Here is a 25998-nt window from a genome sequence, read left to right as displayed (position 1 = left end):
GCAGGGCCCCGACCCCGCGGCCGCCGCCGCACTGACCGGATACGCACGGTCATAGCCATGGGCAGGACCGTAAGCGGTTACTGTCGCTAGCGTCGATTGCCGTCACCTCCGTCGCCGCCGGTCGTGGTTACTTGTCATGGCCTCCGGTACCGCTCGGTGCCCGGAACGGCTTCGGTGGCACGGTCCGATCAGCTGTTCTTAGAGTGGGTCAATGCGCACTGGTGAGCCCCCGCCCACCGTGGGGGACGTCCTTTCCGCCCTCGCGACGGGACTGTGGACCTGGGACAGCGCTGCCGGAACCGTCACGTTGGACGCCGAAGCCGCCCGGCTCATGGGTCTGCCCGCGGAACCGACGACGCTCACCCAGGCCGGGGCGCGGTCACGCCTGCACCCCGTCGACTGGAACGAGATCGTCTCGGTCGTGCAGCTCGCCGTCGCCGAGGACACCCTCGCCGAGGTACGGATCCGGGTCATGGACGACCGGGGCCGGGTGATCCGCACGATTCGCAGCCGTTCCAAACCGACCTTCGACCCGGTCCGCAAGTCCTTCGAGCTGATCGGCACCATCCAGGAGGTCACCGAGCCCTCGCCGGAGACCGCCGCCCGCGCCCCGTCCGTCACCGGCGACTGGCGGCGCTCGCGCGAGGCGTTCCTGCTGGACGCGGGCCGGGCGCTGGCCGAGGCGCGGTCCACCGCGGAGGTGCTGCGGGTCGCGGCGGGCCTGGCGATGCCCGGCTTCTCACCGGACGGACTCGCGGTCTTCGGTGTGGAGGCCGACCGGCTCACCGTCATCGGACACCACGGGCACAACCAGGGCGACGAGGGCCCCTTCACCCATATGCCGCTAGAGACGGACTACCCGGCCGCCGAGGTGGTCCGCACCGGCCGCGCCGTCTACCTCTCCTCCCCCGAGGACTACAAGGCGCGCTACCCCACGGCCTGGCCGCTCGCCGAACAGTTCGGCCGACAGTCCTGGGCGTTCCTGCCGCTGACCGTCGCCGGCCGCACGATGGGCGCGTGGATGGCGGGCTTCACCCACCCCGTCACCTTCACCCCCGACGAGCGCTCGGTGCTGACCACCGTCGCCCGCATGCTCGCCCAGGCCCTCTCCCGCGCGGGCGCCGCCGAGACGGAACGCGAGCTCACCGACGGCCTCCAACGCACGATGCTGCCCACGCTGGGCCCCGAGATACCCGGGATGAGCGTCGCCGCGCGCTACGTCCCCACCGGGGGCGGACTCCAGGTCGGCGGCGACTGGTACGACATGATCGCCCTGCCGAGCGGCCGGTTCGCCCTGGTCATCGGCGACGTCCAGGGCCACGACGTACGCGCCGCCGGCCTCATGGGCCAGCTCCGCATAGCCCTGCGCGCCTACGCCTCCGAGGGCCACCGTCCCGACGCCGTCCTCTCCCGCGCCTCGCGCTTCCTGCACGGCATCACCAACACCGACGAGGACGCGTACGCCGACCTGCGCTTCGCGACCTGCCTCTACATCGAGGTCGACCCGGTGTCCGGCGTCCTCGACATCGCCCGTGCCGGGCACCCCGACCCGGTGGTCCGCATGGCCGACGGCACGGTCCTCGTCCGCCCGACCCCGGGCGGCCTCCCCCTCGGCATCGACCCCGACGCCGACTACCCCACCACCCGCCTGGTCCTCGAACCCGGCGAAACCATGCTCCTGTGCACCGACGGCCTCATCGAAACCGGCGGCCACGACCTCGACACGGGCTGGCGCCGCATCCGCACGATCCTGGAGTCCTTCGACGCGAGACCGTACGAGGGCGAGGGGGAGGGCGAGGACGAGAGGGACGGGGGGCCGGAGGCGGGCCGTGTGGGTGCGGAACGGCTGATTGCGGACCGGCTGAGTACGGAGGGTCGCGAGGTCGGTGGGCTCGACGACGGTGGGCTGATCGTCGAGGGCAGGTACGGCGACGGGCGGAGTTCCGGTGGCCAGGGTGCCGATGGCCGGGGTGCCCTTGGCCAGGGTGCCGGTGGCCGGGGTGCCCTTGGCCAGGGTGCCGGTGGCCAGGGTGCCGGTGGCCAGGGTGCCGGTGGCCGGGGTGTCGATGGCCGGGGTGTCGATGGCCGGGGTGTCGATGGCCGGGGTGTCGATGGCCGGGGTGTCGATGGCCGGGGTGTCGATGGCCGGGGTGTCGATGGCCGGGGTGTCGATGGCCGGGGTGTCGATGGCCGGGGTGTCGATGGCCGGGGTGTCGATGGCCGGGGTGCCCTTGGCCGAGGTGTCGATGGCCTGAGGCGGGGCGGGCACCGAACCGGCGGCGACGAAGCACGTGGTCCTGAGCCGGTTCGCGTGGAAACGAGTCACCTGGGACCGGGTACGCCCGCGGCGGGCGCCCCGGAGCCTGCTGCCCTCACGCCGCACCGCCCGGAACCCAGCGGAGCCACGCCGAGCCAACCGGAGCGCGCCGCCCCCACGCCGACCCCCCAGGTGGCCGGTGACCCCACGCCGGGCCACCCGGAGCACGACGACCGTATCCCGGCCCACCCGGAACCCACTGGCCTCGCGCCGAGGCGGCCTCAGCCGGCCCCCCTCGTATCGGCTCGGCTGGAGGCGGTCGGTCTGGCGCCGGGGAGGCTGGAGGCGTTGGCCGACGCGCTCGTCCAGGGCGTGCACGGCCCCTCCTCGCACCACACGCCCGGCCCGCTCGCCGACCGGCGGGAGGACGACATAGCGATGCTGTTGCTGTGCCGGGAGAGCGAGGGCTGCGGCTGCGGCGACACCACCGCCGTACGGCCGCCCGTCCGCCGCACCGCCCTGACCATCGCCCAGGCGGAGCCCGAACGCATAGCCGGCGCCCGCCAGCAGGTGCGCGAACTCCTTCACGACTGGAGCTGCGGCGACCAGGTCGACTCCGCTGTGCTTCTCGTCTCCGAGATGCTCACGAACGTGCTCGTCCACACGGACGCCGACGCCCTCCTCGTGGCCGAGATGACCGGCGACGGCGGCAAACGCCGGATGCGCATCGAGGTCACCGACGCCAGCGACGACCTCCCCCACAAGCGCCACCCCGGCGAACTCGCCTCGTCCGGCCGCGGCCTCGTCCTGATGGACATGCTCGCGGACGCCTGGGGCGTGGACCCCCGCGGCGAGGGCAAGAGCATCTGGTTCGAGCTGTACGAGACGGCACCACCGGACGGTGCCGGCGCGAACGGGGGATCGACGAGATAGGACGGCCAACCGCTCAAGCGGCGTCGGATCGTGCCCCGTCAGGGCCGCGGGGAACCGCGCGACCAGCTCCCACACGGCGACAGCGCCCGGACCGTGTCCACAGCCCGACGGGAGTCCCGCAGAATCGATGCATCGGTCCCCTAACGGGTGAACATCCTTGCTAAAGACATGAGTTACACCCCCGCTTGCCTAGCTTCCGGAGCGGAGGTGATGCTCGATGTACGAGCAGAACAACACGCCGCCGAAAGAAACGACGGCACACCAGGACGCGATCGACATCAACGACTTCGTCTTCGCGGCTACGGGCGCGCGACTTCGGAGGCTCACACTGCCGGACGGGACGCACTGGTTCCCGGCGGTGGACGTGGCGGGGAACCTCGGCTACGCCAACACACGAGATGCCGTGCGCAACATGGTTTCGCAACAACATGTAACTACGCTCGGTGATATTGCGCGAAGCGTCGATCAGAGCGACGCAACGCGCAATATCGCAGGTCACGGGCTACGCAGAACCATGAAGATGGTGAACCTGCAGGGCCTCGTCCAACTCGTCAACGGATGCACGAAGCCCGAGTCCCACCCCTTCAAGACCTGGGTCTCCGAAGTCATCGTCACCATCCAGCGCGACGGCTCCTACGCCCTCGAACCGGCCCCCGTACAACCCGCCCCCACCGGCGGCACGGCCTACGCCATGCCCCGGCAAGTTGCCGATGCCATCGTGCGGCTCGAAGAGCGGAACATCCGGGCGGACGAGATGCTGACGGCGTTCCAGGAGGAGCGGAACGACCTCCTGCGCCTGATCAGTCGCAGCCAGAGCATCATGGCCGACGCCCTGCAGGACATCGCCACAAGCATCAGGCACCCCACCGACCACCCCCGCCCCACCCCGGAACCGGAGTTGACCCCCCAGGCCCTCCTCGCCACCTGGAAGGCGAAGAACCTCGTGGTCACCGAGGACATCCACGCGGTCGCGGCCTACCTCGCCCCTGCGCTGGTACGCGGCGAGGCCCGTTACCGTATGGAGGAGATCTCCACCCGTACAGGGTTGCCCCGGGAACGCGTCAACGACTGCCTGAGGATGCTGCTCAAGCGCGGATGCGTACGGCAGGCGGGCTGCGCTCCGGACGGGGCGCAGGTGTACGTCCTTCCGTAGCCCCCACCCCCCCAACCCCCGCAGCCCCGCAGCCCCGCAGCGGAATCCACACAGGACAGGCCCGAAGTCGCAAATCGAAGTTGCGGCTTCGGGCCTCGTCGTACCGTATCTGAACTCAACTACCCCTGGACGGCGAACGCAGCACAAGCACCACCCCCGCCACGACCACCCACACCCCCATCAGCGGCGCGGTGAGCCACGCGCTGAACGGCCCCGCCAGGCACAGCACCGCGATGACGAACGCGAACCAGCCGAGCCAGGCCGGCAACGCCCCCGTCGTGACGGAGACCCGCCACACCGCGAACAGCAGGACGGCCGCGGCGGCCATGGCCGCGATGAACCCGGCGTAGGAGACGTCCATCAGCAGCATGGCCACCATCGCCGTCTGCGGCCCCACCAGGAACGTCTCCGTGTGGTTGGCGGACAGCGCGTAGATGGCACCGGTGATCGTCGCGATCATCACGAGCACGACGAACGCGGTCCCGCCGACGAGCACCAGGGAGGACCGGGCCCCGGCCAGGCGCGCCAGCGCCGCCAGGAACCAGAAGAAGAGCAGGGTCGCGGCCAGCATCACCAGGCTCATGGCCTCGGTGAGGTCGAGGTTGCCGCTGTCGCGGTAGAAGGTGACCGTGTCCCGGAGGCCGTCCGCACCCGTGTAGTCCGGGCTGTTGCCGTAGCTCACGAGCAGCGCGACGAGCATCAGTACGCCGGACGCGATCCCGGCGATCCCGGGCCACAGGTTTCTTCGAGGGGCCTCGTCCGCGTCGAGCTGGGGCGCCATCTGCGACGTCGGTGTCGGAATCGTCATGCCGGCCTCCCACGTGACGAGACTCACGCGAGGGTCCCGAATCAGGACTCTTCTCCAGTATGCGCGGTATGGGGGATACGCACCTCGCCGCCTCACCGTCTCGCCGGAGCGCCCGTCCGATCAGAGCCGCTCGTACACGAGCAGTCGCCGCCCGCGCACCGCCTCGTCCGCCACCACGGTGAAGTACTCCCTCAGCACCGCGGCCTTCGTCCTGTCCCGTCCCCCCGACAGCGGCCGGGCCACACCGGGCGCGTCGGTGATCAACAGGATGCGCCGCTGAGCCAGCATCGCGGTCCGGATCCGGGCCGGATCCGCCTCCACCCCCTTCAGCGTCCCGGAGGCGACGGGGCTCTGGGCCAGGGCGATGTCCCGTAACCCCGCGAAGTCGTCGGGGGAGACCAGCGCGGTGTCGCGCCGGGCCGACGGCGCGAAGAGCACCGCGTCACCGGGCTGCTTCAGGCGTCGTACGTGCACGGCGGTCGCCAGGACGTCGTCGACCCGGCTGGCGGGGGACCGCTTGGCCAGCGACTGCGGCAACAGCGCCGCCACCGCGACGGCGACCAGCACCGGGACGAGCCACGACGCCGCCCTCGGGAACCCCGGCCGGACGGCCCGGACCGCCGCGCCCAGGGCCGCCCCGATCAGAAGGGCCAGACCCAGCATGCTGAACAGGACATAGCGGTCCAGGAACAGGGGGCGGATCAGGGAGAGGCCGAGCAGACCGAGCTGCGGCACCACCAACAGCGGCAGTCCGACCGCCGCCACCGACACTCGCCCCGTCCGCGGCCGGTCCAGCAGGGCCCCGAGACAGCCGATCGCCAGCAGGACCGCGGGGCCGATCAGCATGTGCCAGGTCAGCGGCGGTATCCAGGACACCTGGCCGGACTGCTGCCGGCTGAACAGGATCAACGGCAGGACCCCCGCCACGCCGACCGCGGAGGCCGTCGCCCAGCGCACCCACACCGCTCGCGGTGCCCGCGCCCACGCCAGGGTCGCCGCGTGCGCGGGCACGATCAGCAACGACAGCCAGTTCAGCAGCCCGCACACCAGGATCGCGCCCCCGTACGCCGCCCAGTGCGCCCCTCGGCCACCCCGCTCCCGCTGGAGCACGGTCACCAGCAGCAGGGTCGAGATTCCCGCGCCCGCCGCTATCAGCGCATAGGGGCGGCCCTCCTGGAGATGGAACTGCACGGCCGGCAGCAGCCCGAACACCAGTCCGCCCCCCAGGCCCGCCCAGGCCCCGGCCAGCCGGCTGCCGATGACCGTCACACAGGCGGCCGCCACCGCCATGGCCAGCACCGAGGGCAGCCGCAGGGTCGTCGTGCCGGGTCCGAAGCACGCGAAGAGGCCGTGCATCAGCAGGTAGTAGAACCCATGTACGACATCGACCTGCCCCAGCATGTGCCAGATGTCGGCGGCCGACCGCCGTGCCACCTGCCAGGTCGCGGCCTCGTCCCGCCACACGCTGTACTCCCGCGACAGCCCCCACAGGCCGAGAGCGAGGGTCCACACCACCGGAACCGACCAGATCGGAAGGCGCCGCACCACGGCCACAACCGCCGAGCAGGCAGCGATGACGGCCACGCGGAATCTCAGGAGTGACAGCGCATTCGTACTCAAGCGAACGGAGAATGGTCGACCGGACGGCGATATCCGCGATACCCGCAATATTCGCGACACCGTTGATTTCGGCGATATCGGTGATGTCGGCGATATTCGCTGTCGTCAGGCACGCTGCGCATGAGTTCTCTCCCCGTTTCCCCGTTCATGCGGCGGGGCAGCGGGCACGCCGAACCACGCCCTGGCCGCAGGCCAACGCGGGATCTGAGTGCTGTCTCCCCCGAGAGCCACCCGTCTCGGAAGTCAGCCGAGTGGGTGGACACGCCAGAATGTACGCGGCGGAAACAAAGCCGATCCAGTCATCTCCGGGTGGGCATGATCACCCGGAAGACAGTGAACCCGGAGAACTCCCCGCAGCCCGATTGGGGAAGATGCACCGCATTTATCGCCTTTGGTGGCGCCCCCTGTCGAGTGCGGAAAAGCCCGGAAAGAAAGCCCCGTCCACATGTGGACGGGGCTTTCTTTCCGGGCTTCGCAGGTCTACAGCCCCTCGGAGGTCATCCCGTGAACCGCCGGGATCGTCCCCAGCCGCCCCTTCTGGAAGTCCTCGAACGCCTGCTGCAGCTCGTCGCGGGTGTTCATGACGAACGGACCGTAGTGGGCCATGGGCTCACGGATCGGCTGTCCGCCGAGAAGCACGATCTCCAGGTCGGGCGCGTCGGAGTCCTGCTGCTCGTCCGCGCGGAAGGTGATCGAGGAACCCGCTCCGAAGACGGCCGTCTGGCCGAGGTGGATCGGACGCCGGTCCGCACCGACGGTGCCGCGCCCACCGAGGACGTACGCGAGGGCGTTGAAGTCCTCGCGCCACGGCAGGGTGATCTCCGCGCCCGGCGCGACGGTCGCGTGGAGCAGGGTGATCGGGGTGTGGGTGATACCCGGCCCCTCGTGGCCGTCCAGCTCACCGGCGATGACGCGGAGGAGCGCGCCGCCGTCGGGCGTGGTGAGGAGCTGGACCTGGCCGCCGCGGATGTCCTGGTACTTCGGGGCCATCATCTTGTCCCGGGCCGGGAGGTTCACCCACAGCTGGATGCCGTGGAAGAGACCGCCGGACATGACGAGGGACTCCGGCGGCGCCTCGATGTGGAGGAGGCCCGAGCCGGCCGTCATCCACTGGGTGTCGCCGTTGGTGATGGTGCCGCCACCGCCGTGGCTGTCCTGGTGGTCGAAGATCCCGTCGATGATGTAGGTGACGGTCTCGAAGCCGCGGTGGGGGTGCCAGGGGGTGCCCTTCGGCTCTCCCGGCGCGTAGTCCACCTCGCCCATCTGGTCCATCATGATGAACGGGTCGAGGTGGCGGTAGTTGATCCCGGCGAACGCACGGCGGACCGGGAAGCCCTCGCCCTCGAAACCACTGGGCGCGGTCGTCACGGTGAGCACCGGACGGGCCACCGCGTCGGTCGGTGCGGCGACACGGGGCAGGGTCAGCGGGTTCTCGACGGTCACTGCGGGCATGTCGGTACCTCCTTGTGCGCTCAGTTTAGTTGATTGTTGAACTTTCTGCCAGCCCTAACAGCGCACGGACCGCATCTCATTCCCGCCCGGCCGTAGGCGTCTCATTCCGCTCCGGGCCAGGGGAACAGGGCCACCACTCCCACGACCACGAACACCACCCCGGCCGCCATCGCCCCCCCGACCAGCACGACGAGCAGCCACGTCCCGGCCAGTCGCGCCGCCGTCCCGCGTCCGGCCATGTCGTCCTCCGGATCCTCGGAGCCGTAGACGATCTCGACCCGCTCGGCACCCCCGGCCCTGCGCGCTGCGCGGCGCGGCGGCCTTCCCCTTCACCCCCCAGCCGTCCATCACCGCCCAGACCCCGATCCCAGCCACCACGGAGCCCAGCGGCCACCGGGCCCAGCAGCCACCGGGCGAGCGGCGTCACCCTGTCGGCGAACCACAGCACGAGCGGCGCCAGCAGACAGACGGCCGGACGGACGGACGGACGGCCGGACGGCAGCCCCGCCGCGACCCGGTGCCCCCGGCTCGGCGACCACGCCACGGCCTCACCGCCTCCTCCGACACCAGCCCCAGCCCCAGCCCCGCCCCGTCGACACGACACGCGGCCCCTCGGCGTCCCGCACGGGTAGCGCCCGGCCCGCCCGGCTCATGGCCGCCGCGCACTCCCGGAGCATCGGGAGCGCTGCGGACCCGACGCGCATACGTCACAGGAGGAGGGAGCCACGGCGGTCAGCACGACGGTCAGCCCCTGATCCCGAGGACCGCCCACCCCCCACCCGTTCGACCGCCGCCACCCCCACCCGCTCGACCGCCGCCACGGGCACCCCCCGACACGTCCGCCCCCGATCCAGCAACAGCACCCCGGCCTCCAGCCGGGCAACAGAACGCCGCCGGCCATGCAGGACCAGCGGCGATGTGTCGATCTCGGTCACCGGTCACCGTAGGGGACCCATGGACCGGAAGAAACGCTTCAGCAAGCCTCTACGGGGCAGCGACCCCCAGGGGGCGCGGGGAACTGCGCGAGCAACCACACACCACCCGCACCCCGCGACGAACCGCACCCCACCGAACCGCACCCCACCGAGCCGAACCCAGACCCTGCTGAAGCCGGACCCTGCCGAAGCCGGACCCTGCTGAACCGGCGGAACTATCCGTACATCCGCCGCATCGCGAACTCCACCATCTGCTCCACGGCCTTCGCGTCGAACACCATCCGGTGCTCCCCCTCCATGTCGAGGACGAAGCCGTACCCGGTCGGCAGCAGATCGATCACCTCCGCACCGGTGATCACGAAGTACTTGGACTCCTTGCCGGCGTACCGGCGCAGCTCCTTGAGCGAGGTGAACATGGGGATCACCGGCTGCTGGGTGTTGTGCAGCGCGAGGAACCCGGGGTTGTCGCCGCGCGGGCAGTACACCTTGGACGTCGCGAAGACCTGCTGGAAGTCCTCCGCGGCCATCTGACCGGTGGTGAAGGCGCGGACCCCGTCCGCGAGGGAGGGCGGGGACGGCTCCGGGTACAGCGGTTGCTGCTGCCCGTAACCGCCCCCCATCTGGCCGCCGGGCATCTGCCCGGGCATCTGCTGCTGCGGCGGCGGGGCGTACTGCTGCTGAGGGCCGGCGCTCTGGTCGTAGCCGTACATGCGGCAAAGCGTAACGAGTCACAGATGACCCGCTCGGGGTTGCTTCTTATTACTGATGGGTAGCATCATCGACACAGAAGCTACTTGTTGGTACGTGAACTAGCGCGAGGAGCCAGTGCCTCGCCGATCTCTCTTACGGAGCCGTCGCCATGGGGCACTACAAGTCGAATCTCCGCGACATCGAGTTCAACCTCTTCGAGGTCCTCGGGCGCGACAAGCTGTACGGCACCGGCCCGTTCGCGGAGATGGACACGGACACCGCCAAGAGCATCCTGGAGGAGCTGGCCCGTCTCGCGGAGAACGAGCTGGCGGAGTCCTTCACGGACGCCGACCGCAACCCGCCGGTCTTCGACCCGGAGACGAACACCGCTCCGGTACCGGCCACCTTCAAGAAGAGCTACAAGGCCTTCATGGACTCCGAGTACTGGCGGCTCGGCCTCCCCGAGGAGATCGGCGGCACCACCTCGCCGCGCTCCCTGATCTGGGCGTACGCGGAGCTGCTGCTCGGCGCGAACCCGGCCGTGTGGATGTACGCCTCCGGCCCGGCGTTCGCCGGCATCCTCTACGACGAGGGCAACGACGTACAGAAGAAGATCGCCCAGATCGCGGTCGACAGGACCTGGGGCTCCACCATGGTGCTCACCGAGCCGGACGCCGGTTCGGACGTCGGCGCCGGCCGCACCAAGGCGGTCCAGCAGGAGGACGGCTCCTGGCACATCGAGGGCGTCAAGCGCTTCATCACCTCCGGTGAGCACGACATGGAGGAGAACATCCTCCACTACGTCCTCGCCCGCCCCGAGGGCCACGGCCCCGGCACCAAGGGCCTGTCCCTCTTCCTCGTCCCGAAGTACCTCTTCGACTTCGAGACCGGCGAGCTGGGCGAGCGCAACGGCGTCTACGCCACGAACGTCGAGCACAAGATGGGCCTCAAGGCCTCCAACACCTGCGAGATGACCTTCGGCGACCGCCACCCGGCCAAGGGCTGGCTGATCGGCGACAAGCACGACGGCATCCGCCAGATGTTCCGCATCATCGAGTTCGCCCGCATGATGGTCGGCACGAAGGCGATCTCCACCCTCTCGACGGGCTACCTGAACGCCCTGGAGTACGCCAAGGAGCGCGTCCAGGGCCCCGACCTGGCGAACTTCATGGACAAGACCGCCCCCAAGGTCACCATCACGCACCACCCCGACGTCCGCCGCTCGCTGATGACGCAGAAGGCGTACGCGGAGGGCATGCGCGCGCTGGTCCTCTACACGGCCTCCATCCAGGACGAGATCCAGGTCAAGGAGGCGGCGGGCGAGGACATCTCCGCCCTGGAGGCCCTGAACGACCTGCTCCTGCCGATCGTCAAGGGCTACGGCTCCGAGAAGGGCTACGAGCAGCTCGCCCAGTCGCTGCAGACCTTCGGCGGCTCCGGCTTCCTGCAGGAGTACCCGATCGAGCAGTACATCCGCGACGCCAAGATCGACACCCTGTACGAGGGCACCACCGCGATCCAGGGCCAGGACTTCTTCTTCCGGAAGATCGTCCGCAACCAGGGCGCCGCGCTGAACACCCTCGCCGAGGAGATCAAGAAGTTCCTGGCGCTCGGCGAGGGCGGCGAGCAGCTGGCCGGCGCCCGCGAGCACCTCGCCAAGGCCGCCGTCGAGCTGGAGGCCATCGTCGGCCTCCTCCTCACCGACCTCGCCGCCACCGAGCAGGACGTCAAGAACATCTACAAGGTGGGCCTCAACACCACCCGCCTGCTGATGGCCTCCGGTGACGTCGTCGTCGGCTACCTGCTCCTCAAGGGCGCCGTCGTCGCCGCCGAGAAGCTGGAGAACGCCTCGGCGAAGGCTGTGTCCGCCAAGGATGAGGCCTTCTACACCGGCAAGATCGCGGCGGCGAAGTTCTTCGCGGCCAACGTCCTGCCGGGCGTCACCCTCGCCCGCAAGATCTCCGAGGGCGTCGACCTGGACCTGATGGAGCTGGACGAGGCGGCGTTCTAGACAGCCCCTCCCCGGCCGCACCCCGGTCGTGGCGCCGGACGGACCCTGCCCGTCCGTCCGGCGCCCTTTCCTCCACACGCTCACTACGAGGGCCCGCTCCCGTCCCCAGGGAGTGGGCCCTCGTACGTCGTTAAGGTGAACCCCATGCGCACACCCCCACGCTTCGATCGCGGCCACACCGACGACCTCATGACCTTCCTGGCGAGCAGCCCGTCCCCGTACCACGCGGTGGCGAGCGCCGCCGAACGGCTGGAGAAGGCAGGCTTCAGGCAGGTCTCGGAGACCGACGCGTGGGACGGCTCGCTCGGCGGCAGGTACGTGCTGCGCGGCGGCGCGATCATCGCCTGGTACGTGCCGGAGGGGGCCCGACCCCACACCCCCTTCCGTATCGTCGGCGCCCACACCGACTCCCCCAATCTGCGGGTCAAGCCCCGCCCCGACAGCGGCGCGCACGGCTGGCGCCAGATCGCCGTCGAGATCTACGGCGGCCCGCTGCTCAACTCCTGGCTCGACCGTGACCTCGGCATCGCCGGCCGGCTCTCCCTGCGCGACGGCACCAGCCGCCTCGTCAACGTCGACAGACCTCTCCTCCGTGTCCCCCAACTCGCCATCCACCTCGACCGTACGGTCACCTCCGAGGGCCTCAAGCTCGACAAGCAGCGTCACCTCCAGCCCGTCTGGGGCCTCGGCGACGACGTCCGCGACGGCGACCTGATCGCCTTCCTGGAGGAGGAGTCGGGCCTCCCCAAGGGCGAGGTCACCGGCTGGGACCTGATGACCCACTCCGTCGAGCCCCCCGCGTACCTGGGCCGCGACAAGGAGCTGCTCGCCGGTCCCCGCATGGACAACCTCCTCTCCGTGCACGCCGGCACGGCCGCACTCGCCTCGGTCGCCGCCTCCGGTGACGAACTCCCGTACATCCCCGTCCTCGCCGCCTTCGACCACGAGGAGAACGGCTCCCAGTCCGACACCGGCGCGGACGGTCCGCTGCTCGGCGGGGTGCTGGAGCGCTCGGTCTTCTCGCGCGGCGGCTCCTACGAGGACCGGGCGCGCGCCTTCGCCGGCACGGTCTGTCTCTCCTCCGACACCGGGCACGCCGTCCACCCCAACTACGCGGAGCGCCACGACCCGACGCACCACCCCCGCGCGGACGCCGGCCCGCTCCTCAAGGTCAACGTCAACAACCGCTACGCCACGGACGGTTCGGGCCGCGCCGTCTTCGCCGCCGCCTGCGAGAAGGCCGGCGTGCCGTTCCAGACGTTCGTCTCCAACAACTCCATGCCCTGCGGCACCACCATCGGCCCCATCACCGCCGCCCGCCACGGCATCCGCACCGTCGACATCGGCGTCGCCATCCTCTCGATGCACAGCGCCCGCGAGCTGTGCGGCGCGAAGGACCCCTACCTCCTGGCGAACGCTCTGGTGGGCTTCCTGGAGGGCTGAGCCCGCCGCCCGTGCCCTCAACGGCTGTTACGGACGGGCCTGTCCGGGTACCCGATGTCGACCGGTAGGACCGAACGACCGGAACGACCGGCCGACCCAACCGGACACTGGGAGGAACACTCATGGGCCTGGGCGGGTGCATCATTCTGATCGCCGTGGGAGCCATTCTCACGTTCGCCACCGACTGGGACATGCAGGGGGTCAACCTCGACCTGGTCGGCATCATCTTCATGATCGTCGGACTCATCGGAGTCGCGACGTTCAGCAGCATCGCCAAGCGGAAGCGGGTCGTGGTGCCTCCCACGGCTCCGGTCATCGACGAGAACGGCCAGCAGCGGGGTGGGTACCAGGGGTACTAGGACACGGAGGCCGGCGCCACCGGTTGGCCGAGGAGCGGAAGCCCCCGTGTCCCTAGAGGCCCTCGTCCATCCCCGCCGGCACCAGCGGCAGCCGGTCCGTCCCGCCCTCCGTGAGCCGGACCGGCACGCCCCGGTCCTGCTGGTGGACGTGGCAGGCCGGGTGCACCTCGGCCTCCGCGGCGGCGCCGGTGAACGCGGTGTCCTCGCAGGAGGCCGCCATCGCCGAGACGTGCAGTACGCCCTCGGCTATGGACGGGTCGAGTTCGAGCGCGCGGGACAGGGCCGTGTCCGCGCCCCCGCCCCCGCCCCGGAGCAGCAGCTCGGGCGGGGTGGCGGAGACCCCCGTGTTCAACCAGCTGCCCTTCCCGATCAGCTCAGGGGCGCGGACACGGACGCGGCGGAGTGCCGGGTGCTCGGTCGTGGAATCGCTCATGGATCAAGAGTGCCACTTGCCGACGGCCCGCTCGCGAGCCTGTGGACAACCTCGCGCACGGCCTGTGGAAAACTCTTGCTGCGCTGCGCTGCGCAGTGCCACCGGCCGGTCAGCTCAGCGCATGCCCCGTGGTCGCGTCCACATGGTCCGGGATCTCGTCATGCCGGTCGCCGACGGTACTCGTACCGCTCGGTTCGATGACGAGGATGGCGGCGCGGGACGGGGCGTACGGCTTGTGCTCGACCCCTCGTGGGACGGTGAAGACCGAGCCCTGAGGCAGGACGACCGTGCGTTCCCCCTCCGGTTCGCGCAGGCCGATGTGCAGTTCGCCCTCGAAGACCAGGAAGAACTCGTCGGTGTTCTCGTGGACGTGCCAGAGGTGGTCGCCCTCGACCTTGGCCACGCGGACGTCGTAGTCGTTGACGGTGGTGACGATGCGGGGGCTCCACAGGGCGTCGAAAGAAGACAGCGCCTTGGCCAGGGAGATGGGTGCCGTGGGTTCCATGAACTCATCGTCGGTGTGCGCACACCACCGTGCGAGTGCTAGGAATCGCACATGTCGAAAGGATCCTCGCAGCACCCTCTGCCGAGTCCGCATCGCGTCGTGGTGGTCGTCGACGAGGCCACCAACCCCTTCGAAGTGGGCGTGGCGACCGAGTTGTTCGGGCTGCCGCGGCCCGAACTGGGGCTGCCCGCACCGCTGTACGAGGTGACGCTGTGCACGCCGGGGGCCCGGGTCCGGATGAACCACGGGTTCTTCACCATGACCGGGGTGGCGGGGCTCGACGCCGTCGACGACGCCGACACCCTCGTCGTACCGGGCCGACCGGACAACGTCGTGCCGCGCGGGGCCGCCGTGCTCGACGCCATCCGGCGCACGCACGCGCGCGGGGCGCGGATCGTGAGCTTCTGCACCGGCACCTTCGCGCTGGCGGAGGCCGGGGTGCTCGACGGCCGTCGGGCCACCACCCACTGGCGCTGGGCGGAGACATTCCAGCAGCTGCATCCGAAGGTCCGGCTTGAACCGGACGTGCTCTACGTCGACGAGGGCGACCTGCTGAGCTCGGCCGGCAGCGCGGCCTCGCTCGACCTGGGGCTGCACATCTGGCGCCGGGACCACGGCGCGGAGCTCGCCAACGCGGTGAGCCGACGGCTGGTGTTCGCGGCTCATCGCGACGGTGGGCAGCAGCAGTTCGTGGAGCGGCCCGTTCCGCACATCCCGGACGAGTCCCTCGGACCCGTGCTGGCCTGGGCCCAGAAGCGCCTCGCCGCCCCACTCACGGTCTCGGACCTCGCCACCCGCGCGGCCGTCTCGCCCGCCACCCTGCACCGCCGCTTCCGCAGCCAGCTCGGCACGACACCTTTGGCCTGGCTCATCGGGGAGCGCGTGACCCTGGCCCGACGACTCATCGAACGCGGTGAGGAGCGTCTCGACGTGGTCGCCGAGCGCAGCGGACTCGGAACCGCCGCGAACCTCCGCGCGCGCCTGCGCCAGGAGACCGGGCTGAGCCCTTCGGCCTACAGGCGACGTTTCGGAGCGGGCGCGGGGGAACGCCTGTAGACATGAGATTCCTCGTACGCGACCGGCTCCTCGGCATCGGTGACGACTACTGGATCGAGGACGAGCACGGCACAAAGGCCTTCCTCGTCGACGGCAAGGCCATGCGGCTGCGGGACACCTTCGAGCTGAGAGACACCCAGGGGCGGGTACTGATCGACATCCGCCGCAAGATGTTCGCACTGCGCGACACGATGGTGATCGAACGGGACGGTCACCCTCTCGCCACCGTCCGCCGCAAGCGCCTGTCCCTGCTCCGCAACCACTACCGCGTCGCTCTCACGGAGGGCACCGAACTCGACGTCAGCGGCAAGATCCTCGACCGTGAGTTCGTCATCGAGTACGACGGCGAACTCCTCGCGCACATCTCCCGCAGATGGCTGCGCGTCCGTGAGACCTACGGCCTCGACGTCGTACGTGACGACGCGGACCCGGCCCTGCTGATCGCCGTCACGGTGTGCGTGATCAACCTGGCGGAGAAGGAGCGGGACGACTGAGACCACTCGTCAGGCCGCCGGACGCCCTACGAAGATCCCGATGAGAACGCGGTCGTCCTGCTCGGCGAGCGGCAGGGCCCCGGTGGCGCCACCCACCGGCCCGACCCTAGGGGCGGGTGTTCGAGCGGGTGGGGGCGTGGCGCCCATCGCCTCCACCCGGTTCGGGCGTGGGACCGCACTGACTGGCGGCGATCCTGAGGACCTCCGCCAGGGACTCGACCGGACGGCGGGCGATCCAGCGCAGTTGGTCGGCCGTGAGGCATGCGCCGTCGTCGACCATCGGCCGCGCGAGGCCCAGGACGACGGCCGCCGATTCGAGTTCCTGCCGCCTGTCGGGCGTGCGCGGCTCGTCGGTCACAGCACCGCCCTTCGCCGTACGGGCAGGTCCACCGGCTGATCCCCGGGCAGGTCCGCGGGCAGGTCGAACCACACCGCCTTGCCCACCGGGTGCGTCGGGCCGCCGTACGGGATGTCCGGGCCGTGCCCCCAGCGGCCCTCGGTGAGGGCGTCCACCAGATACAGCCCCCGGCCGCCGCCCCGCTCCCGGGTCTCAGTCGTCAGTTCCCTTATCACCGGCGGGTTTTCGTCCCCGTCGTACACCACCACCCGCAGCCGCCCCTCCTCCACCGCCAGCCACAGCACGGTGCCGTCACCGCCCTTCGCGTGCACGCAGGCGTTGGTGACGAGTTCGGAGGCGCAGAGGACCGCGTCGTCGACCAGGGTCCGGTCCAGGCGCAGCGCGCGCAGGACGGTGGCGACGAAGTCGCGGGCGATGTGGGGGGAGGTTTCGATGGGTGGGCAGATGAGGGTGTACGAGGGCATGGGGCATCAACTCCGGTGGAGGTGAGGGGGCTGCACGCGCCTGTCCGCGTTGCTGTCCGGCGCCCCGGTGTCGATGGCCGGGGTGGCGCTTCCAACGGGGAGGGCGTGCGGGAGTTGCGGATGAGTGACCAAATGGGCACCCTCCGTAAGTACGGCACGAAGGTACTCGGTATATTTGCTACGCCGCAACCGGCTCAGTGGAATCGAGGAGATGTCATGCCGCCGAGGGTCACTCCCACCGCACGTCAGGTGCGCCTCGGCGCCGAGTTGCGCAGGCTGCGCGAGGCGGCGGGCCTGGTGTCCCGTGACGTCGCCGCCTGGCTGGGTACGAGCCAGGCCCAGATCAGCAACATCGAGTCGGGGAAGCACGGCGTCAGTGAGGAGCGGCTACGCAGGCTCGCCGAGCACTACGCCTGCGATGACGCCCAACTCGTCGACGCCTTGGCCGGCATGGCCAACGAGCGGGACAAGGGCTGGTGGGAGGAGTACCGAAGTGCTCTGGCAGCCAAGGCACTCGACCTCGCCGAGTTGGAGCACCACGCGTCGCACGTCGGCACTTTTCAGGTCGTGCACATTCCGGGAGTACTCCAGACCGAGGATCACGTACGCGCGGCCCTGGCCTTCGTGGAGCCGGGGTGTCCGGAAGACGTCCGCGAGGCCCGCGTCGAGTTCCGGATGCGACGCCAGCGGGTACTCGATTCGGGGACACCGTACGACGTGATCATCCACGAGGCCGCGCTACGCATGCGCGTCGGTGGCTCCAAGATTGCCCGTGCTCAGCTCATGCACCTGCTCCAGGCGTCCGAGAGGGAGTCCGTCACCCTTCGCGCGATCCCTTTCGCCGCCGAAGGCTTCGCAGGTGCGGGCCTTGCCGTGCAGTACGTCGGCGGAGGCGTCCCACAGCTGGACACCGTGCAGATCGATACGCCGCACGGTGCCGAATTCATCGACGCGCCAGCCCAACTGCACCGGTACCGAGCCAAACTCGAACGCGTTGACAACGCCGCACTCCCACAGGACGCTTCCCTCGACCTCATCCGCCGTATCGCCCAAGACCTGTGAAAGGCTCCCGGTGTCTCAAATCCTCCGATGGCAGAAGTCGTCGTTCTCCGCGGGCGACTCCGACAACGACTGCCTGGAGATATCCACCACCCCCACCACCCTCCACCTCCGCGAGAGCGACAGCCCCGCCACCATCCTGTCGCCCTCGGCCACCGCCCTCCACGCGCTCCTCAGCACGCTGCGGAACGGGTCCCGAACCTCACTGGAGGGCTGAGCAGCAGTTCAGCGGCGCGGCGGCTCCAGCCCCAGCAGCCGGTCCTTCAGCGCGGGGAACTGCTCCCGGGTCGCGGCCACCTTCGCCGGTTCGAACTCGACCGTGAGGACCTCCTCGTCGGGGCCCGCCTCCGCCAGCACCTCGCCCCAGGGGTCGACCACGATCGAGTGACCCGCCTGGGGAACTCCCGCGTGCGTGCCGGCCGTTCCGCAGGCGAGGACGTAGGCCTGGTTCTCCACGGCCCTGGCCTGCGCCAGCAGGGTCCAGTGCGAGCGCCGCCGCTCCGGCCAGCCCGCCGACAGCACGAACATCTCCGCGCCCGAGTCGACGAGCCCCCGGAACAGCTCGGGGAAGCGGAGGTCGTAGCAGGTGGCGATGCCGATGGTCGTCTCGGGCAGGCGGAGCGTCACCAGGTCCGAACCCGCACCCATCAGCACGGCCTCGCCCTTGTCGAAGCCGAAGCGGTGGATCTTGCGGTAGGCGGCGGCGAGGTCGCCGGAGGGTGAGAAGACGAGGGAGGTGTTGTAGAGAGTTCCGTCAGGGTCCCGCTCCGGGATCGAGCCCGCGTGCAGCCAGACGCCCGTGTCGCTCGCCGCCTTGGCCATCGCCTCGTACGTCGGTCCTTCCAGCGGCTCGGCCGCCGTCGCGAAGGATTCGAACGCGAAAGCGCCGGTGGTCCAGAGCTCGGGAAGGACGACGAGATCGGCGCCGGCCTGGTCCCGTACCAGCGCGGCCACACGCCGCCTGCGCGAATCGACCGATTCGTCCTCGTCTACGCCGATCTGGATGAGCGAGGCGCGCACACTACCACCGTCCTGGCATTCGAGACGTCCACACCGGCCTACGATCGTCACACGAAAGCACTGCCGGGGTGCCTCACGGCAGCGTAACTTAACGTTCCACAGCACCCACTGACAGCCGCCGACGCCCGCTCACCGCCGTCAACGCCGACGCCCGACCGAAATCAGCCGCCCCCCCCTACCGATACGCACCGACCGTACTGACACGTACCGACCGCCCGAGGGGTCCCGTTCCGTGAGTCTGCATCCCACTCTTCAGCCCTACGCCGACGCCTGGACCCACTCCGTGGACGCGATATCCGAGCTGGTGACGCCGCTCGTGGAGGGCGAGTGGAACCGGCGGACGCCATGCCCCGGCTGGTCGGTGCGCGATGTGGTCTCGCATGTCATCGGCCTGGACTGCGAGATGCTCGGCGACCCGCGGCCGATCCACACCCTCCCGCGCGACCTGTACCACGTACGGACCGAGCACCAGCGGTACATGGAGATGCAGGTCGACGCCCGCCGTCACCACACCGCGCCGGAGATGACCTCCGAGCTGGAGTACACGATCATCCGGCGCAACCGCCAGCTGCGGAACGAGTCGCGGGACCCGGGGCACAAGGTACGTGGTCCGCTCGGCACGGAGCAGACGCTCGAACAGGCCATGCGGAACCGCGCGTTCGACGTATGGGTCCACGAGCAGGACCTGCGCGCCGCCCTGGGCCAGCCGGGCAACCTGGACTCCCCGGGCGCGTACGTCGTCCGTGACGAGCTGCTGTCCGTGCTGCCGAAGGTCGTCGCCGAGGACGCGCAGGCGCCGCGCAGCTCGGCCGTCGTCTTCGACGTGCACGGCCCGGTGGAGTTCATCCGCACCGTCCGCGTCGACATGCAGGGCCGCGGGACCCTGGAGACCACCCCCGCCCTCGGCCCCGCCGCCACCCTCACCCTCGACTGGGAGACCTACGTCCGCCTCGCCTGCGGCCGCGTCACCGCCGACCTCGTCGCCGACCGCATCAAGGCCGAGGGCGACCCCCACCTGATCGCGGCGATCCTGCGCGCGTTCGCGGTGACCGTGTAGCCACCGGGTCACAAGGCTTCCGAAAGCCCGGCGGCCGCTACGCCGGTACGTGCACCGTCTCCACCCGGCTCGCCACCAGCCGTTCCCGTTCGCGGCGGGCCGCACGGGCGCGGAGGCGGAGAATCTGGGTGAGGCCGAGGGCCTGGAGGACGAAGACGGCGGAGAAGGCGACGCGGTAGTCGTCGTCGGTCAGGTCCAGGAGGACACCGACCGCGAACAGGGTCGTCATGGAGGCGACGAAACCACCCATGTTGGTGATGCCGGAGGCGGTGCCCTGACGCTCCGGCGGGTTCGCGGGGCGGGCGAAGTCGAAGCCGAGCATCGAGGCCGGCCCACAGGCCCCGAGGACCGCGCAGAGGACGATCAGGAGCCACATCGGGGCGTGCTCGCCGGGGTAGAGGATCGTGGTCGCCCACACCACCGCCGTCGTGAGGACCGTGCCGAGCGCCAGCGGCAGCCGCGCCGCGTGGTGCCGGGCCACGACCTGGCCGTACACCAGCCCGACGACCATGTTGGACAGGACGACGAGGGTGAGCAGCTCACCGGCGGTGCCACGGCTGAGACCCTGCGCCTGGACCAGGAACGGCAGCCCCCACAGCAGCAGGAACACCATCGCCGGGAACTGGGTGGTGAAGTGCACCCACATCCCGAGCCGGGTACCGGGCTCCCGCCAGGACGCCGCGATCTGCCGCCGCACGTACGCCGCCCCGTGGTGCGGGAAGGGCTCCGGCTCGTGCCCCTCGGGATGGTCCTTCAGGAACAGCAGGGTGAGGACCAGGACGACGAGGCCGGCGACCGAGCTGCCCGCGAACGCCGCCGTCCAGCCCACCCCGTGCAGCAGCCGGGCCAGGAGCAGCGTCGAGACCAGGTTGCCCGCCATACCGACCAGGCCCGCCATCTGAGCGACCATCGGCCCGCGCCGGGCCGGGAACCAGCGGCTGCCCAGCCGCAGCACGCTGATGAACGTCATCGCGTCGCCGCAGCCCAGCAGGGCCCGCGAGGCCAGCGCGGTGCCGTACGACGGAGACAGCGCGAAGCCGATCTGTCCGGCCGTGAACAGCAGGATGCCCAGCGTCAGCACCTTCTTGGTGCCGAGCCGGTCGACCAGCAGGCCGACGGGGATCTGCATGCCCGCGTAGACCAGCAGCTGGAGTATCGAGAAGGTCGACAGGGCGGAGGCGCCCACCTGGAAGCGGTCGGCGGCGTCGAGGCCAGCCACGCCCAGCGACGTACGGAAGATGACGGCGACGAAGTAGACGGAGACGCCCACACCCCACACGGCGAGCGCGCGACGGCCGCCGGGCGGGTCTCCGGGCAGGGACCCGGCGGACGACTGTATGGCGGGGCGACTCACCGGACCTCCCCCCGCGCCAGCATGGAAAACCAGCTGACGTGCCGGTGCACGAGCGCCACGGCCGCCTCCGCGTCACCCGCGCGCAGCGCCTGGAGGATCTCCTCGTGCTCGCTGAGCGTCTTGGTGATGCGGTCGGGATGGGCGTGCATCACGGCGACGCCCATCCGCAGCTGCCGGTCGCGGAGCTGGTCGTAGAGGCGGGAGAGGATCTCGTTCCCCCCACTGCGGACGATCTCGGCGTGGAAGCAGCGGTCGGTCACCGCGGCACCCGCCAGGTCCCCGGCGGCGGCCTGCGCCTTTTGCTGCTCCAGGAGAGCCTCCAGACGCTCGATCAGCCGCGGCGTGGCCGGGACCGTCTTGCGGACCGCGTGCTCCTCGACCAGCTGCCGGGTCTCGACGACGTCCGCGATCTCCTGCGCGGAGACGGACAGCACCAGGGCGCCCTTCTTGGGATAGAGCTTGATCAGCCCCTCGACCTCCAGCCGCAGCAGCGCCTCTCGCACCGGCGTCCGGGACACGCCGACCGCCTCGGCCAGCTCGCCCTCGGTGAGCAGCGTGCCACCCTCGTAACGGCGCTCCAGGACACCCTGTTTGACGTGGGTGTACACACGGTCGGCGGCGGGGGGCTGCTTCACGGCGGGGGCGGGAGCGGTGGGCATGCCCACAGCTTAGATACAACACGTACGCATCGCCGCACCCGTCCACGATCCGGGACGGCACCCCCACCCCCGCACCCACCCTGAACCCGTCAAAAGACAGTGAGATGGACTTGAATTGACCCCCGCCCCACCCAAGGCACAACCTTTTGTGCTACTCACTTGTCACACGAGAAGCGGCCCCGCTTGCCCGAAACCGGAGCCCAAGTGGCCGCGCTCCACAGACATTTCACGCAATCGGGGTACTTGACTTGATTACCGCCATAAAGGGCGCACGTGTCCGCAGAGCCGCTGCAGTCGTCGTGACCACCGGTGCGATGATCGCGACCGGAGTGGTCACCTCCGCTCCCGCGCAGGCCGCTCCCGCGAAGCCCACGATCACCGCCAAAGGCGGGTTCGTGTGGAACAACGCCAACAGCAAGGCCCTGTACACGAAGGCCGCGGACACCAAGCGGTCCACAGGCTCCACCACCAAGATCATGACCGCCAAGGTCGTGCTGTCGCAGAAGAACCTGAACCTGAACGCCAAGGTCACGGTCTCGAAGGCGTACAGCGACTACATCGTCAAGAACCAGGCCTCCCACGCCGGCCTGATCGTCGGCGACAAAGTCACCGTCCGCCAGCTCCTCTACGCTCTGATGCTCCCGTCGGGCTGCGACGCCGCGTACGCGCTCGCCGACAAGTTCGGCACGGGCTCGACGCGTGCGGCGCGGGTGAAGTCGTTCATCTCCAAGATGAACTCCACCGCCAAGAGTCTCGGCATGAAGAACACGAAGTTCGACTCGTTCGACGGCATCAGCAACGGCTCGAACTACTCGACGCCGCGTGACCTCACCAAGCTCGCCAGCAACACGCTGAAGAACTCCACATTCAAGTCGATCGTGGGCACGAAGACCACCAAGCAGAAGGTGACCACCAAGAGTGGCGGCTACCGCTACTACACCTGGGAGAACACCAACAAGCTGCTCGGCTGGAAGGGCACCTTCGGTGTGAAGACCGGCTCCGGCGCCCAGGCCAAGTACTGCCTCGTCTTCTCCGCGACCCGCAACGGCAAGACGATCGTGGGCACCGTCCTCACATCCACCAACGCGACCACCCGCACGGCGGACGTGAAGAAGCTGATGGACTACGGCTTCGCCACGCTGTAACCGCACCAGCACGAGGAAGGGGGCCGTCGCTGTCGAGCGACGGCCCCCTTCGTCGTACTTGCCTGGATCGCAAGCCGAACAGGCGGGCTTCCCTCGCAATAGTGAACATCGTTGCGCTGGCTGGCATATGCCCATTCCTCCCCCCTACGTTCCGGGTTGGAGGTGGTTCACATGATCGAACCCAGCAAGCACCAACCCGACCCCCGCACGCAGCAGGACGCGCTCGACGTCGGCGACTTCGTCTACGCGGCTACTGGGGCTCGTGTCCGCCGACTGACCATGCCGGACGGAACGCACTGGTTCCCGGCTGTGGATGTCTGCAAGCAGTTGGGCTACACCACGCCCCGGAAGGCTCTCCTCGACCATGTCCCGGAGCAGCATCGAGAGATTCTTGAGACAGTGACTGGAGGTCACTGTCTCAGCGTTCCCGCAGGTCGGGAGTGGCGCCGAGACCTGAATCTCATCGATCTCCAGGGTCTGATCCTTCTCGTCAGCGCCTGCACCAAGCCCGAATGCGCACCCTTCAAACAGTGGGTCGCCGAAGTGATCGAGACCATTCAGCGCGAGGGCTCCTACTCGCTGGAGGAGGCCGAGGTACAGCCCGCCGAGCCAGGCGCCCCCATCGCGTACGCCATGCCCGAACAGGTCGCCGAGGCCATCGTCCGGCTAGAGGAGCGGAACCTTCAGGCGGACGAACAGCTGGCCGTCACCCAGCACAAGTCGCTGGTCCTGCAGGAGAAGATGGCGGAGACACAGCAGGAGATGGTGCGGACGCAATTGGAAATGGTGCGGATGCAGCAGGAGATGGTGGAGATGCAGCGCGCCACCCTCACCGCCCAGCAAGCCATCGCCCAGGCCATGGAACGCATCGCGAACCGTCTCGACACCCTCGCGCTCGACCGGCCGGCGCCCGTTCCCGATTTCTCGGCGCAACCGACCGCGGAGTCCGTGCTGGCCGACTGGCGGAAGCGGTTGTCGGTGACGGAGGACGTGTGGACGGTGGCCGTGGTGATCGCCCCGGTGCTTGTCGAGGAGGGCGAGTTGCGTCAGCCGCTGGAGGCGATCGCGGCCCGTACGGGGCTGTCGGTGCACCGTGTCAACGAATGTATGCGGATGCTGCGCAAGCACGCCTGCATCCATCCTCAGGGGGCGACAGAAGCAGGGGCACCGGTGTATGTGCTCAGCCCACGCTGACGGCATCTGAGGGACTCACATAGAAAGGGCCGACCGCAAGTCGAAGTTGCGGTCGGCCCTTTCGTGCTGAGCCTATCCGGTCACGCCCTCACGCCCAGGTGATCAGCCTCTTCGGCTGCTCAAGAATCGCCGCCACGTCCGCCAGCACCTTGGAGCCCAGTTCCCCGTCCACCAGCCGGTGGTCGAAGGAGAGGGCCAGGGTGGTGACCTGGCGGGGCTTCACCTTCCCCTTGTGGACCCACGGCTGGAGCTTGATCGTGCCGACCGCGAGGATCGCAGACTCCCCGGGGTTGAGGATGGGCGTGCCGGTGTCGATGCCGAAGACACCGACGTTGGTGATGGTGACCGTGCCACCCTGCATGGCGGCCGGGGAGGTCCGGCCCTCCTTGGCCGTGGAGACCAGCTCGCCCAGTGACTCGGCCAGCTGGGGCAGCGTCTTCGCGTGGGCGTCCTTGATGTTCGGGACGATCAGGCCGCGTGGGGTGGCGGCGGCGATGCCCAGGTTGACGTAGTGCTTGAGCACGATCTCCTGGGCGGCCTCGTCCCAGGAGGCGTTGACCTCCGGGTTACGCTTGATCGCCACGAGAAGTGCCTTGGCGATCAACAGCAGCGGGTTGACCCGCAGGCCCGCCAGCTCCTTGTCCTGCTTCAGCTCCTCGACCAGCTTCATCGTGCGCGTCACGTCGACCGTCACGAACTCCGTGACGTGCGGCGCCGTGAACGCCGAACCGACCATCGCCGCCGCCGTCGCCTTCCGGACACCCTTGACCGGAACACGGGTCTCGCGGGCGCCGTCGTACGACGCCACCGGCGCCGGGGCGACGGCAGGCGCGGCGGGGGGCGCGGGCGCCTCCACCACGGGCCCTGGAGCCGTCTGCGGGGCCACCGCGGCGTGGACGTCCTCGCGGGTGATGACCCCGTCGGGGCCGGACGGGGTGATCGTCGCCAGGTCCACCCCGAGATCCTTGGCCAGCTTGCGGACCGGCGGCTTCGCCAGCGGACGCGGGACGGTGATCCCGTGCTGCCCGTGCCCGTTCAGCTCGCCCTGGATGCCCTGGATCGCGGTGGCCGCGTACAGGGTGTCCTCGGCGGGCGCGGCGGCGGCCGGGACCCCCCTGCGGGGGCGGCGCTTCGTGGAGGACTCGGCGACCCCGTAGCCGACGAGGACCGGCTTGCGGCCCTCGGGCTTCTTGGCCACCGGCTCCGCCGCGGGCTTCGCCGCCGGCTGGGCGGGCGCGGCCGCCTCGGCGGGGGCCTGCGCCGGGGCCGCGCCGCCCGCCACGTCCACCGCGATGATCGACGTCCCGACGTCGACCGTGGTGCCCTCGGGGAAGTGCAGGGCGCGCACCACACCGTCGTAGGGGATGGGCAGTTCGACCGCGGCCTTGGCCGTCTCCACCTCGCAGACGATCTGGCCGTCGGTGACCGTGTCACCGGGCTGGACGTACCACTTGAGGATCTCGGCCTCGGTGAGTCCCTCGCCCACGTCGGGCATCTTGAACTCGCGCGGAGACGTGTCTGTCATCGTCGTCACGACCC

General features: G+C 69.8%; 24 protein-coding genes and 1 pseudogene. 12 read left to right on the top strand and 13 right to left on the bottom strand.

The features are described from left to right. Positions 1-211: 211 nt before the first annotated feature. The gene (locus OG202_RS25125) at positions 212-3190 is read left to right on the top strand and encodes a SpoIIE family protein phosphatase (protein WP_328223611.1); all 2979 of its coding nucleotides are present in this window, start codon (positions 212-214) and stop codon (positions 3188-3190) included. Positions 3191-3407: 217 nt separating this feature from the next. Further along, entirely contained in the window at positions 3408-4343 is a 936-nt protein-coding gene (locus OG202_RS25120) for a BRO family protein (protein WP_327728751.1), read from the top strand. A 115-nt stretch (positions 4344-4458) separates the two neighbouring features. Here OG202_RS25120 and OG202_RS25115 read toward each other — a convergent pair whose 3' ends face one another. The 5 genes from OG202_RS25115 to OG202_RS25095 all read right to left on the bottom strand — a co-directional run bounded on the left by OG202_RS25115 (position 4459) and on the right by OG202_RS25095 (position 9868). Then, the gene (locus tag OG202_RS25115) at positions 4459-5151 is read right to left on the bottom strand and encodes a hypothetical protein (protein ID WP_326580468.1); all 693 of its coding nucleotides are present in this window, start codon (positions 5149-5151) and stop codon (positions 4459-4461) included. Between the two features lie 120 nt (positions 5152-5271). Continuing rightward, positions 5272-6726 carry a glycosyltransferase family 39 protein gene (locus OG202_RS25110; RefSeq protein ID WP_443052357.1) on the bottom strand — a complete coding sequence of 485 codons (1455 nt, stop codon included), beginning with the start codon at positions 6724-6726 and terminating at the stop codon, positions 5272-5274. A gap of 525 nt (positions 6727-7251) precedes the next feature. Beyond that, on the bottom strand, positions 7252-8223 hold the full coding sequence (locus tag OG202_RS25105; RefSeq protein WP_327728753.1) for a pirin family protein: 972 nt from the start codon (positions 8221-8223) through the stop codon (positions 7252-7254). Positions 8224-8324: 101 nt separating this feature from the next. After that, positions 8325-8462 carry a hypothetical protein gene (locus tag OG202_RS25100; protein ID WP_327728754.1) on the bottom strand — a complete coding sequence of 46 codons (138 nt, stop codon included), beginning with the start codon at positions 8460-8462 and terminating at the stop codon, positions 8325-8327. A gap of 911 nt (positions 8463-9373) precedes the next feature. Further along, the gene (locus tag OG202_RS25095) at positions 9374-9868 is read right to left on the bottom strand and encodes an SseB family protein (protein ID WP_327728755.1); all 495 of its coding nucleotides are present in this window, start codon (positions 9866-9868) and stop codon (positions 9374-9376) included. A gap of 149 nt (positions 9869-10017) precedes the next feature. On the opposite strand from OG202_RS25095, the gene OG202_RS25090 reads away from it, so the two are divergent. The 3 genes from OG202_RS25090 (at position 10018) to OG202_RS25080 (ending at position 13661) form a co-directional block, all read left to right on the top strand. Then, positions 10018-11859 (top strand): acyl-CoA dehydrogenase, encoded by a 1842-nt coding sequence (locus OG202_RS25090; protein ID WP_327728756.1) that lies wholly within the window; start codon positions 10018-10020, stop codon positions 11857-11859. A 144-nt stretch (positions 11860-12003) separates the two neighbouring features. Then, a complete protein-coding gene (locus OG202_RS25085) occupies positions 12004-13302 on the top strand; it encodes a M18 family aminopeptidase (RefSeq protein WP_326580478.1) in 1299 nt (432 codons plus the stop codon). Between the two features lie 122 nt (positions 13303-13424). Continuing rightward, the gene (locus OG202_RS25080; RefSeq protein WP_326580480.1) at positions 13425-13661 is read left to right on the top strand and encodes a DUF6458 family protein; all 237 of its coding nucleotides are present in this window, start codon (positions 13425-13427) and stop codon (positions 13659-13661) included. Positions 13662-13713: 52 nt separating this feature from the next. Here OG202_RS25080 and OG202_RS25075 read toward each other — a convergent pair. After that, positions 13714-14001 (bottom strand): annotated as a pseudogene (locus tag OG202_RS25075) (alkyl hydroperoxide reductase); the annotation flags it as partial. Between the two features lie 202 nt (positions 14002-14203). Continuing rightward, positions 14204-14599 carry a cupin domain-containing protein gene (locus OG202_RS25070; RefSeq protein ID WP_326580482.1) on the bottom strand — a complete coding sequence of 132 codons (396 nt, stop codon included), beginning with the start codon at positions 14597-14599 and terminating at the stop codon, positions 14204-14206. A gap of 51 nt (positions 14600-14650) precedes the next feature. Between OG202_RS25070 and OG202_RS25065 the strand changes: the two genes are divergently transcribed. Next, on the top strand, positions 14651-15655 hold the full coding sequence (locus tag OG202_RS25065; RefSeq protein ID WP_326580484.1) for a helix-turn-helix domain-containing protein: 1005 nt from the start codon (positions 14651-14653) through the stop codon (positions 15653-15655). A 2-nt stretch (positions 15656-15657) separates the two neighbouring features. Further along, positions 15658-16149: an LURP-one-related/scramblase family protein gene (locus tag OG202_RS25060; protein ID WP_326580486.1), complete on the top strand. Its 492-nt coding sequence runs from the start codon at positions 15658-15660 to the stop codon at positions 16147-16149. A 106-nt stretch (positions 16150-16255) separates the two neighbouring features. Here OG202_RS25060 and OG202_RS25055 read toward each other — a convergent pair whose 3' ends face one another. Further along, on the bottom strand, positions 16256-16507 hold the full coding sequence (locus OG202_RS25055; protein WP_328223609.1) for a hypothetical protein: 252 nt from the start codon (positions 16505-16507) through the stop codon (positions 16256-16258). Then, entirely contained in the window at positions 16504-16971 is a 468-nt protein-coding gene (locus OG202_RS25050; protein WP_326580490.1) for an ATP-binding protein, read from the bottom strand. The genes OG202_RS25055 and OG202_RS25050 overlap by 4 nt, the downstream gene beginning before the upstream one ends. A 216-nt stretch (positions 16972-17187) precedes the next feature. Here OG202_RS25050 and OG202_RS25045 point away from each other — a divergent pair, with 216 nt between their 5' ends. Both OG202_RS25045 and OG202_RS25040 read left to right on the top strand, forming a co-directional pair. Then, complete coding sequence (locus tag OG202_RS25045) at positions 17188-18033, top strand: helix-turn-helix domain-containing protein (RefSeq protein ID WP_326580492.1); 846 nt, start codon at positions 17188-17190, stop codon at positions 18031-18033. A gap of 10 nt (positions 18034-18043) precedes the next feature. Beyond that, positions 18044-18247 (top strand): DUF397 domain-containing protein, encoded by a 204-nt coding sequence (locus OG202_RS25040; RefSeq protein ID WP_326580494.1) that lies wholly within the window; start codon positions 18044-18046, stop codon positions 18245-18247. Between the two features lie 8 nt (positions 18248-18255). Here the strand turns inward: OG202_RS25040 and OG202_RS25035 are convergent, their stop codons facing one another. Continuing rightward, positions 18256-19050: a carbon-nitrogen family hydrolase gene (locus OG202_RS25035; RefSeq protein WP_328223608.1), complete on the bottom strand. Its 795-nt coding sequence runs from the start codon at positions 19048-19050 to the stop codon at positions 18256-18258. A 232-nt stretch (positions 19051-19282) separates the two neighbouring features. On the opposite strand from OG202_RS25035, the gene OG202_RS25030 reads away from it, so the two are divergent. Beyond that, complete coding sequence (locus OG202_RS25030) at positions 19283-20107, top strand: maleylpyruvate isomerase family mycothiol-dependent enzyme (protein ID WP_326580498.1); 825 nt, start codon at positions 19283-19285, stop codon at positions 20105-20107. 37 nt (positions 20108-20144) lie between these two features. Here the strand turns inward: OG202_RS25030 and OG202_RS25025 are convergent, their stop codons facing one another. Together OG202_RS25025 and OG202_RS25020 are read right to left on the bottom strand one after the other, a co-directional pair. Next, positions 20145-21461, bottom strand: a complete 1317-nt coding sequence (locus tag OG202_RS25025) for an MFS transporter (RefSeq protein WP_326580500.1) — start codon at positions 21459-21461, stop codon at positions 20145-20147. Further along, positions 21458-22120 carry a GntR family transcriptional regulator gene (locus tag OG202_RS25020; RefSeq protein ID WP_326580502.1) on the bottom strand — a complete coding sequence of 221 codons (663 nt, stop codon included), beginning with the start codon at positions 22118-22120 and terminating at the stop codon, positions 21458-21460. Before OG202_RS25020 ends, OG202_RS25025 begins: the two co-directional genes overlap by 4 nt. Positions 22121-22434: 314 nt before the next feature. Here OG202_RS25020 and OG202_RS25015 point away from each other — a divergent pair, with 314 nt between their 5' ends. Next, positions 22435-23265, top strand: coding sequence for a D-alanyl-D-alanine carboxypeptidase family protein (locus tag OG202_RS25015; protein WP_220647640.1), 831 nt, complete (start codon positions 22435-22437; stop codon positions 23263-23265). A 171-nt stretch (positions 23266-23436) separates the two neighbouring features. Beyond that, positions 23437-24459 (top strand): BRO-N domain-containing protein, encoded by a 1023-nt coding sequence (locus OG202_RS25010; protein ID WP_328223606.1) that lies wholly within the window; start codon positions 23437-23439, stop codon positions 24457-24459. A gap of 88 nt (positions 24460-24547) precedes the next feature. Here OG202_RS25010 and OG202_RS25005 read toward each other — a convergent pair whose 3' ends face one another. Next, positions 24548-25993, bottom strand: coding sequence for a dihydrolipoamide acetyltransferase family protein (locus tag OG202_RS25005; protein WP_328223605.1), 1446 nt, complete (start codon positions 25991-25993; stop codon positions 24548-24550). Positions 25994-25998 lie beyond the last annotated feature (5 nt).

Origin of the sequence: Streptomyces sp. NBC_00310 (genome assembly GCF_036208085.1) — a bacterium.
Lineage (GTDB): Bacteria > Actinomycetota > Actinomycetes > Streptomycetales > Streptomycetaceae > Streptomyces.
Note: the sequence above shows the minus strand (reverse complement) of the source record. Positions and strands in the feature narration are given on the sequence as shown.